Origin of the sequence: Microbacterium sp. (assembly GCF_032084865.1) — a bacterium.
In the GTDB taxonomy this organism is placed as follows: domain Bacteria; phylum Actinomycetota; class Actinomycetes; order Actinomycetales; family Microbacteriaceae; genus Microbacterium.
This window is the reverse complement of record NZ_DAMDLU010000009.1, coordinates 1-9,971: the sequence shown is the minus strand read 5'-3', so window position 1 is coordinate 9,971 and position 9,971 is coordinate 1. Positions and strand designations below refer to the sequence as shown.

The 9,971-nt window shown below is 70.7% G+C and carries 7 protein-coding genes; 4 read left to right on the top strand and 3 right to left on the bottom strand.

Annotated features, from left to right (window positions below):
- Positions 1-1,583: beta-galactosidase (locus tag RT309_RS02035; protein WP_313354869.1), on the bottom strand; the 1,583-nt coding region annotated here is incomplete at its 3' end.
- 98 nt (positions 1,584-1,681) lie between these two features.
- Between RT309_RS02035 and RT309_RS02030 the strand changes: the two genes are divergently transcribed.
- Positions 1,682-2,710 (top strand): LacI family DNA-binding transcriptional regulator, encoded by a 1,029-nt coding sequence (locus RT309_RS02030; RefSeq protein WP_313354867.1) that lies wholly within the window; start codon positions 1,682-1,684, stop codon positions 2,708-2,710.
- Positions 2,711-2,864: 154 nt separating this feature from the next.
- On the top strand, positions 2,865-3,530 hold the full coding sequence (locus RT309_RS02025; RefSeq protein ID WP_313354865.1) for a DNA alkylation repair protein: 666 nt from the start codon (positions 2,865-2,867) through the stop codon (positions 3,528-3,530).
- 197 nt (positions 3,531-3,727) lie between these two features.
- On the opposite strand, the gene RT309_RS02020 is transcribed toward RT309_RS02025, so the two are convergent.
- On the bottom strand, positions 3,728-4,846 hold the full coding sequence (locus RT309_RS02020; RefSeq protein ID WP_313354863.1) for a DUF998 domain-containing protein: 1,119 nt from the start codon (positions 4,844-4,846) through the stop codon (positions 3,728-3,730).
- 68 nt (positions 4,847-4,914) lie between these two features.
- On the opposite strand from RT309_RS02020, the gene RT309_RS02015 reads away from it, so the two are divergent.
- Both RT309_RS02015 and RT309_RS02010 read left to right on the top strand, forming a co-directional pair.
- The gene (locus RT309_RS02015; RefSeq protein WP_313354861.1) at positions 4,915-5,946 is read left to right on the top strand and encodes an FUSC family protein; all 1,032 of its coding nucleotides are present in this window, start codon (positions 4,915-4,917) and stop codon (positions 5,944-5,946) included.
- A 26-nt stretch (positions 5,947-5,972) separates the two neighbouring features.
- Positions 5,973-8,480 carry a DUF3516 domain-containing protein gene (locus tag RT309_RS02010; RefSeq protein ID WP_313354860.1) on the top strand — a complete coding sequence of 836 codons (2,508 nt, stop codon included), beginning with the start codon at positions 5,973-5,975 and terminating at the stop codon, positions 8,478-8,480.
- 19 nt (positions 8,481-8,499) lie between these two features.
- Here RT309_RS02010 and RT309_RS02005 read toward each other — a convergent pair.
- The coding region (locus tag RT309_RS02005) for a carbohydrate-binding protein (RefSeq protein ID WP_396654397.1) at positions 8,500-9,971 on the bottom strand (1,472 nt) is incomplete at its 5' end.

Here is a 9,971-nt window from a genome sequence, read left to right as displayed (position 1 = left end):
CCGTCCAGCCACACCATGCCCTTCCCTCCCTCGGGGAAGGCGAGCCACGCGTCGAGCGGCTCGGCGACGTCGAGCACGCCCGAGGCGAGTCCGGCGGGATCTGCGGCCGCCGCGCCTACGTGCACCGCGCCATCCATCGCGGGGATGCCGTCGCCGAGCACGCGATGCGTCCAGCCGTGCTGATACCGGCGTCCGTCGACCACGACACCGCCGAGAATGCCCTTGGCCTGTCCGGTGAGGGGGCCGTAGTTGATGCGTCCGAGGCTCTCGACGACGATCACCACTCGCCCCCGGCCGCCCGCGGCGGGCAGCGGAAGCGTGTGCTCTCCGTCATGCTCCAGAGTGCCCAGTCGCTCACCGTCGAAGAAGATCGTCGCCCGGTCGTGCAGCTGGAGGATGCCGAGGGTGGCGCCGGCCGGGAAGATCAGGTCGCTCTCGTAGACGACCAGGCCGTCTTCGGCGCCGAGCTCCTCGAAGCTCAGCGGCTGCGGCGCCTCGGCGCGCACGGGCGTCGCGGCGATCACGTCGAGCAGCGCCGCGTCGACACGCAGATCTGCCGATGCCGCGGACTGCCGGCGCGGGGCATCCGGAACCGGCGGCAGCTCGCCGTCGTGGAAGCGGGCGAAGCGCTCGCGCAGCGCGTGGAACTTCTCGCCCAGCGTGCCGTCTTCGCCGATGGGCGCGTCGGAGTCGTAGCTCGTGACGGTCGGCTGGATGACCCCGTCGTGATTCGAGCCGTTCCAGAAGCCGAAGTTGGTGCCGCCGTGCGCCATGTACAGGCTCACTGAGCCGCCCGCGTCGAGCAGTTCGTCGACGGTGCCGAGCATGCTCGCGGCCGAGCGGATGTGGTGCTGCTCGCCCCAGTGATCGAACCAGCCGCCCCAGAGCTCGCTGCACATCAGGTGCTCGCCGTCGCGCTGCAGCTCGATCGCGCGCGGCACACCGGTGCCGAACGTGAAGGTGCTCATGGCGCCGGGCACGCTGCCGTGCTCGATCATGTCGGAGGTGATGCCGTCGGCGGTGGTGAGCATCTCGACCATGCCGCGTGAGCGCAGTCCGTCGCGCAGGTGGGCGAGGTAGCCGGCATCCGTGCCGTAGGAGCCGTACTCGTTCTCGACCTGGATCAGACGGATCGGGCCGCCGTGCGCCGCCTGCAGCGGCGCCAGCTGCGGGATCAGCTGGTCGTACCACGCGTCGACGGCGGCCAGGAAGTCGGCATCGACGGTGCGCAGGGCGCGCGTGCGCCCGCTGAGCCAGAACGGGATGCCGCCGTTCGACCACTCCGCGCAGATGTACGGGCTGGGGCGAACGAACACGTCGAGCCCCACCTCACCGGCGATGCGGATGAAGCGCGCGACGTCGCGCCAGCCGGTGAAGTCGTACTCGCCCTCGATGCGCTCGTGGAAGTTCCAGGCGATGTACGTGTCGACGGTGTTCGCACCCATGGCCGCCAGGCGGCGCAGGCGGTCCTCCCACTGATCGGGATGCACGCGGAAGTAATGCACGGCGCCGGACAGGATGCGGTGCGGTGCTCCGTCGCGGAGGATCTGGCCGTCACGCCAGGTGAGAGTGGGGGTGGACATACAGCTCCCGATCGAAAGAAATGTTTGCGCTCACATTACCTCACTTCTCCCACGACGGAAGGCATGGATTCGCGCGGGCGCACCGCTATCATTGCGGAATGTCACCCCGTCGCCCCAGTTCGGACCGCGCCCCGAATCAGATGGACGTCGCGCGCGCCGCGGGAGTCAGCGCTCAGACCGTGTCGCGTGTGCTGGCCGGTCACCCGAACGTTCGCCCCGACACGGCACGCCGGGTTCACGCGGCCATCGACTCGCTGGGGTACCGCATCCATGCCGCTGCAGCGTCTCTGGCATCCGGGCGCACCCGCATCATCGGGATGATCGTCGTCTCCAACGACCGGTACGCATCAGCGGCGCTCGGTGCCGGCGTCGAGACGGCAGCCGCCGCCAGCGGGTACACGGTCACGACCGCGTCTGTCTCCGACCACGCGTCGACATCCGCCTTCCTCGAGGCGTTCGACCGCCTGGAGCGGCAGGGAGCCGAGGGTGTCGTTCTCAACGTGCCGGTCGAGCTCGACAGCCCCGAGATGCGGCTGCGCACCGAACGCACACCGTCGACCCGCAGTCAGGTCGCGTCGCTGCAGCTCGATGCGCCGCTCGTCGTCGACCAGCGCGTGATCGGCCGTCTCGCCGTCGAGCACCTGCTCGATCTCGGCCACCGCACCGTCTGGCACGTCGGCGGAGACGAGTACTGGATCGAAGGACGTCACCGACGAGAAGCCTGGGAGCAGGTGCTGCGCGAGCGCGGCATCGAGGCGCCGCCGCTGATCCCCGGCGAGTGGACGCCGGAATCGGGCTACCGTGCCGGCCGCACCATCGCCGCGATCCCCGACGCGACCGCCGTGTTCGTCTCGAGCGATGAGATGGCCTTCGGGCTGATCCGCGCCCTGCATGAAGCGGGTCGGCGGGTGCCCGAGGACATCTCGGTGGTCAGCGTCGACGACATCGCCCTCGCCGCCTACGCCTCACCCGCGCTCACCACCGTGCGTCAGCCGTTCGAGGAGATGGGTCGCGCGGCCGCGCAGCGGCTCATCTGGCACATCGAGGGCGCGGATGCCGGTGACGAGCCCGACCTGCATCCGGAGCTCGTCGTCCGGTCGTCCACTGCGGCCCCGCGCGTCGACTGAGCCGCTGATTCGGCGCCGCCCGCCGGAGCCCTCGCCGCCGACTGGTCCCGGATGGCCCTGTCGCCACCCGCGAAGCAGCCGTATGGGCCCACCCGAGCACGGCGACGTCGCGGCTGCCCCGCCTGCCGAACCGACCCGCGGGTACGCTGTCGGGATGCCGATCTCCGCCGTCGCCGACATCCTCGCCGAGCTCGCCGCACTCGAAGATCCGAAGGCACGTGCGGTGAACGAACGGCACGGCGATGCGCACGGCGTGAACCTGTCGAAGCTGCGCTCCGTGGCGAAGAAGGCCGGCACGTCGACCGATCTGGGGCGCTCGCTGTGGGCCACCGGCGACGTCGCCGGTCAGCTGGTCGCGCTGCTCGTCGCGAAGCCGCGCGAGCTGCCGGCCGACGAGATCGACGGCATGCTGCGCTCCACCCGCAGCGCGAAGGCGCACGACTGGCTGGTCAGTTACATCGCGAAGAAGTCGCCGCTCGCCGAAGAGCTGCGGATGCGCTGGATGGACGACCCGGATGCCGATGCCCGCGCCGCCGCATGGTCGCTGACCTCGGCACGCGTGCAGAAGAGCCCCGACGGGTTGGATCTGGATGCCCTGCTCGACCGCATCGAGCGCGAGCTGCGCGACGCGCCGAGCCGCGAGCAGTGGGCCATGAACGAGACGCTGGCGTACATCGGCATCCATCATCCGGCGCTGCGCGAGCGCGCCATCGCGATCGGCGACCGGCTGCAGGTGCTCGCCGACTATCCCGTGCCGCCGAACTGCACCTCGCCCTTCGCCCCGGCGTGGATCGCCGAGATGGTGCGTCGCCAGGGCTGAGCCCACCGTTCCGCGCTCCCGCCGTCGGGTGGGCCCGAATGGTCGCCTCGCCCGCGAAGCAGCCGAATGGGACCAGTCGAACACGACCGCGACGCAGCTCGCCGCCGCCCGCAGAAGAATCCGCACCCGGGTGGGACCGAATGGTCGCCTCGCCGCCCGCGAGGCAGCCGAATGGGACCAGTCGAGCGCGGCGCGGCTCAGGCCCGAAGCAGCGAGCGGCGGGCGGACGGGCGCGACGCCTCGGGCGCGAGCACCGCGAGCAGCTGCACGAAGGTCGTCAGCCACAGCAGCACGAGGCCGACGACGATGCCCTCGAGGGCGGTGACCGAAAGCATCCGGAACCCGAACGCGATCACCGCGACGACCACCACCGTGACGACGAGAACGATGGTCAGCACCCGCAGCGGCGCGACGTCGCGCAGCTGCAGGGTCGTCAGCACGACCGCGGCGAGGATCAGCCCGAGGGTCGAGAACGCCGCGATCGCGTGCGCGACCGGAACCCTGTCGAGCGGCAGCAGTCCGACGGCGGCGAGCGCGAGCCCCGCTCCGGCCCAGGTGAGCACGACCGCGGCGATCTGCCGCAGTGCGCCGTCGCCGAGCATCCGGTGCAGGTCGCGGCCGAGATACGAGCCGGTCGTCGCGATCAGCAGCCCCGCCACGATCACGGTGCCGTTGAACGCCCATCCGCCTGCGCCGATGCCGAGCTCCGAGAAGCTGCGCTCCCACCACGCCGAGTCGGCGGCGGTCAGCATCGCGAACAGGGTTCCGATGACCAGGAAGGATGTCAGCAGCCGCGCGATGTCCTGCGTGCTCAGGCGCACGCCCATCCGGAACGCCAGTCGCCCGCCGAGAGCTGACGCGACTCCGCTGAACAGTCCGCCCACGAGTGCGGGCAGGGTCAGGCCCTGCAGCCCTGTCGCGAGCACCTCACCGGCGAGCAGCACGCCGAGGCCCGTGACACCGGCGATCGCGACGGTCACTGCAGCCGCGCTGAGATGCGAGACGGCGGCCTGCCACGGCGGCATCGGCGCTGTCTCGCCGGCCCGATGCATCCGGGTGCTGATGGTGAACGCGACCGCCGCGATCACCGCAGCCACCAGCGCGATCGGGATGACGACCGAGCCGTCGCCGCTGAACGGACGGGCGGCGCCCCACAGCACGGCCGAGCCCACGACCGCGCCCGCGGCGAAGCAGGCCGCGGCGGCCCACAGCATCCGCTCCAGCTCGCGCACCCCGGCATCCATGCCCTCATCGAACCACTCGCGGCCGACACCGTCGCCGACCCCGCGCGCGACACGCAGAACGTCGCACGGCACACACGCGTGGGACCGCCCGCGTTCCCCGCGCCCTCCTGCGATCCGGGTGCCGGCGCTACCGTTGACCCATGCGCTTTCCCGCCGCGATCCGCGCCGCACGCCGGGCTCCCCTGCTGCAGGTGCTGAAGTCGGCTGCGGCGACGATCGCGGCGTGGCTGATCGCCGGCTGGCTGATCCCCGGCCCGCTGCCGGTGTTCGCTGCCATCGCCGCGCTGCTCGTCGTGCAGCCGAGCGTCAACCAATCGCTGTCGAAAGCGCTCGAGCGCAGCGCAGGCGTGATCCTCGGTGTCGTGATCGCCGTGCTGCTCAGCCTGCTGCTCGGCGGGCAGAGCTGGGTGGTGCTGGCCGCCGTGGTCGTGGCGCTGCTGATCGCGTGGGCGCTGCGCGCCTCGACCGGAACAGGCAATCAGGTGGCGATCTCAGCCGTGCTGGTGCTGGCTCTCGGCTCGTCGAATCCCGACTACGCGCTCGATCGGATCCTCGAGACGCTCATCGGCGCGGCCATCGGATTCGTCGTGAACGTCGCGGTCGTCCCGCCCGTCCTATCGGGTCCGGCTCGGCGCGACATCGGGATGCTCGGTCGCGAGCTCGCAGCCTCCCTCGACCGTCTCGCCGAGGCACTGCCCACCACCCGCACGCCCGCGCAGCTGCAGGAGCTGATGCTCGAGGCCCGACTGCTGCGGCCGATGAAGGACGCGGCCGAGGCATCCCTCACGGCGGCCGAGGAGTCGCTCTCGCTCAACCCCCGTCGTGGCCGCCACCGGGACGACCTCGACCAGCTGCGCGGCGTGTTCGACCGGCTCTCCCCCGTCGTCACGCAGGTGATCGGCATGACCCGCGCGTACATCGATCACTACGAGGACTCCCTCGCGACCGACACGACGGTAGGGGCTATCGCCGAGCAGCTGCATCGGGCGGGGCATGACGTGCGGCTCGCGGTGCGCTCGTCGCAGCACGTCCCGGATGCCCGCACCGCGCCCGTCCCGGCCCTCACCACTCCCCTGGTGGTGCGCCGTCCGGCATCCGATCACTGGATCCTCGTCGGGTCGCTGATGGAGGATCTGCGGCGCATCCACGACGAGCTGCGCGACGAGACCTGAGCCGGCGGGCGTGAAAGGATCGACGGATGACTGCCCTCGATCCCTCCCTCGTGCGCGGTGCCGATCCGGATTCCGTCTATCTGGCCTTCGTCGAGTGGGCGGAGTCGACCGGCATCAGCCTGTACCCCGCGCAGGATGAGGCGGTCATCGAGATCGTGTCGGGCAAGAACCTCATCCTGAGCACCCCGACCGGCACCGGCAAGTCGCTCGTCGCCATCGGCGCGCACGTCGCCGCTCTCGCCGACGGGCGCCGCACGTTCTACACCGCACCTATCAAGGCGCTGGTCAGCGAGAAGTTCTTCGCGTTGGTCGACGTGTTCGGCGCCGAGAACGTCGGCATGATCACCGGCGACTCGTCTGTGAACGCCGACGCGCCGATCATCTGCTGCACGGCCGAGATCCTCGCCAACCGCGCCCTACGCGAGGGGGCGGACGCTTCGACGGGGCTCACCGCGAGCGATGTCGGCCAGGTCGTGATGGACGAGTTCCACTTCTACGGCGACCCCGACCGGGGGTGGGCGTGGCAGGTTCCCCTGCTCGAGCTGCCGCAGGCGCAGTTCGTGCTGATGTCGGCCACCCTGGGCGATGTCACCGGGCTGGCCGCCGATCTCACCCGCCGCACCCGGCGCGAGACGGCCGTGGTGACCGGCGTCGAGCGACCGGTGCCGCTGCACTTCTACTACGAGACGACGCCGATCCACGAGACGATCGACGAGCTGCTGACGACCGGGCAGGCGCCGGTGTACATCGTGCACTTCTCGCAGGCAGCGGCGATGGAGCGCGCGCAGGCGCTCGCCAGCGCTAAGGTCGCGACCCGCGAGCAGCGGGATGCCATCGCCGATCTCATCGGCGGCTTCCGCTTCACGACGGCGTTCGGCAAGACCCTGTCGCGGCTGCTGCGGCTCGGCATCGGCGTGCATCACGCAGGCATGCTGCCGAAGTACCGCCGCCTCGTCGAGCAGCTCGCCCAGCGCGGCATGCTGCGGGTCATCTGCGGCACCGACACCCTTGGCGTCGGCATCAACGTGCCGATCCGCACCGTGCTGCTCACGGCGCTGACGAAGTTCGACGGCAGTCGGATGCGACAGCTGAACGCCCGCGAGTTCCACCAGATCGCCGGTCGCGCAGGCCGTGCCGGGTACGACACCGCCGGGACGGTGGTCGCGCAGGCGCCCGAGCACGAGACCGAGAACATCGCCGCGATCAAGAAGGCGGGCGATGATCCGAAGAAGAAGCGCAAGATCATCCGCAAGAAGGCGCCGGACGGGTTCGTGTCGTGGGGCGAGCCGTCGTTCCAGAAGCTCATCGCGGCGGAGCCCGAAACCCTGACCTCGCACATGCAGATCACCAGCGCGATGATGCTCAACGTGATCGCCCGCGGCGGCGACGTGTTCGCGAATATGCGCTCCCTGGTATACGACAATCACGAGTCACGGGCAGCGCAGCGGCTGCTGGCCCTGCGGGCGCTCGGCATCTACCGCACCCTGCTGCAGTCGGGGGTCGTCGAGCGGGTCGGCGGCGCGGTGCGCCTCACGGTCGACCTGCAGCCGGACTTCGCGCTCAACCAGCCGCTCTCCCCCTTCGCTCTCGCCGCCTTCGAGCTGCTCGACCCGGCGGATCCCACCTTCGCGCTCGACATGATCTCGATCGTCGAGGCGACGCTCGACGACCCCCGAGCCATCCTCAGCCAGCAGGAGTTCCAGGCCCGCGGCGAGGCAGTCGGCGCGATGAAGGCCGAGTGCATCGAGTACGACGAGCGCATGGAGCTGCTCGAGCAGATCACCTACCCCAAGCCTCTGGAAGAGCTGCTGGGCGCGGCGTTCGAGACGTTCAGCTCGTCGCAGCCGTGGATCCGCGACTTCGAGCTGCGCCCCAAGTCGGTGGTGCGCGACATGTACGAGCGCGCCATGTCGTTCGGGGAATACGTCGCCTTCTACAAGGTCGCCCGCTCGGAGGGTGTGGTGCTGCGGTACCTGTCGGATGCCTATCGCGCGGCGTCGCAGACCATTTCCGAACAGCTGAAGACCGACGAGCTGCGCGACCTCATCGAGTGGCTCGGCGAGCTCGTGCGGCAGGTCGACTCGAGCCTGCTCGACGAGTGGGAAGACCTCATGGCCGGGTCCTTGAGCCTGTCGAAGGACGAGCCCGTCGTGCCGCCCGCTCCGAAGCGCCTCACCTCGAACACGCGGGCGTTCCGCGTGCTGGTGCGCAACGAGATGTTCCGCCGCGTGCTGCTCGCCGCGCGGGAGGACGCCGAGTCACTGGCATCCCTCGACGCCGATCTCGGCGCCGACGGCTGGAACGACGCCCTCGACGCCTACTTCGCCGAGCACGACGAGATCCTCACCGGCGCCGACGCACGCAGCCCGCAGCTGCTGCTCATCGAACAGGGCGCGCAGCAGTGGACGGTGCGTCAGATCCTCGACGACCCCGCCGGGGACCACGACTGGGGGATCTCGGCGACCGTCGACCTCGCCGACTCCGACGAGGCCGGCGAGGCCGTCGTCACCGTGACCGGAGTCGGCCGGCTGTGACCGGCCGAGCCCGCACAGATCAGTCGAGCAGCTTCCACGCGCCGGGGCGCTTACCCGAGGGCTTCGCGATCGGCTCGTCGCCGCGGGTCCACCAGCGCGCCTCGTAGCGGTGTCCGTCGTGCACGACCACGTCGCCGGCGAGGAACACCTTCGTCGACGTCCACAGCACCTCACCGTCGGTGTTCACCGCGATCTCCTGCCATGCGCCCGTGGCCTTGGAGCCCGGCTTCTCGCCGCGCGTCCACCAGCCCGCCTGCCAGAGCCTGCCCTGGTAGGTGACCCGGTCGCCCGTGAGGTACACGGTTCCGGCAGCCCAGAGCGGTGCGATCGGCAGGGTCAGCCCGCTCGCCTCCGCCTGAGCGGTGACGTCGAGGCTGCCGTTGGAGGCTGTTGCGGCGAACCCGTCGGCCGAGATCGTCCCTGCGGCGATGTCGTCGACGGTCAGCGTCACGATCTCGGGCTCGAGCTGCCCGGTCGCGCCCTTCGCGAGGCCGCCCAGCTCGTCGCCGTCGGCCACCACGTCGTCGAGCACGACGTTGCCGGTGTTGCGCACCGAGCGCGTCCAGGTGACGGTGTCTCCGGCATCCGCGACGCCGGTGCCGTTGGCATCCGTCCACTCGCCGCTGACCGAGCCGGCGAGCGCCGGGGCGCGCGTGATCACGTCGACCTCTCCGCCGGTGACCGCGATGTCCTTCGCCGTCTGACCGGCGGCCTCGAGCCGCCAGGTGGTGTCGGCGATGAAGTAGCCGCGGTCCACGTCATCCTGCGTCACGGTGTGACGCGGGGTGGCGCAGGTGTACCCGCCGTCCTTCGGCAGGTTCTGGTAGCGGCAGTTGCCGGCTCCCGGCGCTACGAACGGGGTGAAGGGCCCGGCGACGGGTGACACGGTGACCGTGCCGGGCGTCGCGTTGTCGACCCGGAACGAGTACGGCACCTGCTCGCCGGCGGCGTACGGGTCGGCGGTCAGGTCGCGGCCGGTGTCGGCGCGCTGTCCGCTGATGTCGGCGTCGAGCAGACCGTCGCGCAGCAGAACAGCCGCGCCGGCGTGGCTCACCGTGACGGGCGCGAGAGAGCCGCCCGTGATCGTGAACGAGAACTCGGGAGCGAACCAGCCGCGGTCGATGTCGTCCTGGGTCAGCGTGCGTCGCGGAGTGGTGCAGTTGTACGAACCGCCCACGGCCAGGTTCTGCCAGCGGCACGCGGTCGGCGCGAAGCCGGAGGTGAACGTGGTGGCGGCAGGGGTGAGCGTGCTGACCACGTTCGAGGTGCCGACGACGCGCACGGTGAACGCGAGCTGCTCGCCCACCTTGTACGGGTCGGCGACCACGTCACGGGCGGCCGAGGTGCTCGTCACGCTGAGCGTCGCCCCGAGCTTCGCGTTCAGCGGCAGCTGCAGGGTTGCCGTGGCCTGGCTGATCCGGCCGTCGGCGGCGGTGAAGGCCGCCTGCAGGCGCTGCGCGCCCTCGGCGCCGGCGGGCGCGGTGACCGTGA

What these genes read in the sequence shown, in the direction of transcription:
- RT309_RS02030 (WP_313354867.1), top strand. Translation starts at nt 1,682, where the DNA reads ATGTCACCCCGTCGCCCCAGTTCGGACCGCGCCCCGAATCAGATGGAC.
- RT309_RS02025 (WP_313354865.1), top strand. Translation starts at nt 2,865, where the DNA reads ATGCCGATCTCCGCCGTCGCCGACATCCTCGCCGAGCTCGCCGCACTC.
- RT309_RS02015 (WP_313354861.1), top strand. Translation starts at nt 4,915, where the DNA reads ATGCGCTTTCCCGCCGCGATCCGCGCCGCACGCCGGGCTCCCCTGCTG.
- RT309_RS02010 (WP_313354860.1), top strand. Translation starts at nt 5,973, where the DNA reads ATGACTGCCCTCGATCCCTCCCTCGTGCGCGGTGCCGATCCGGATTCC.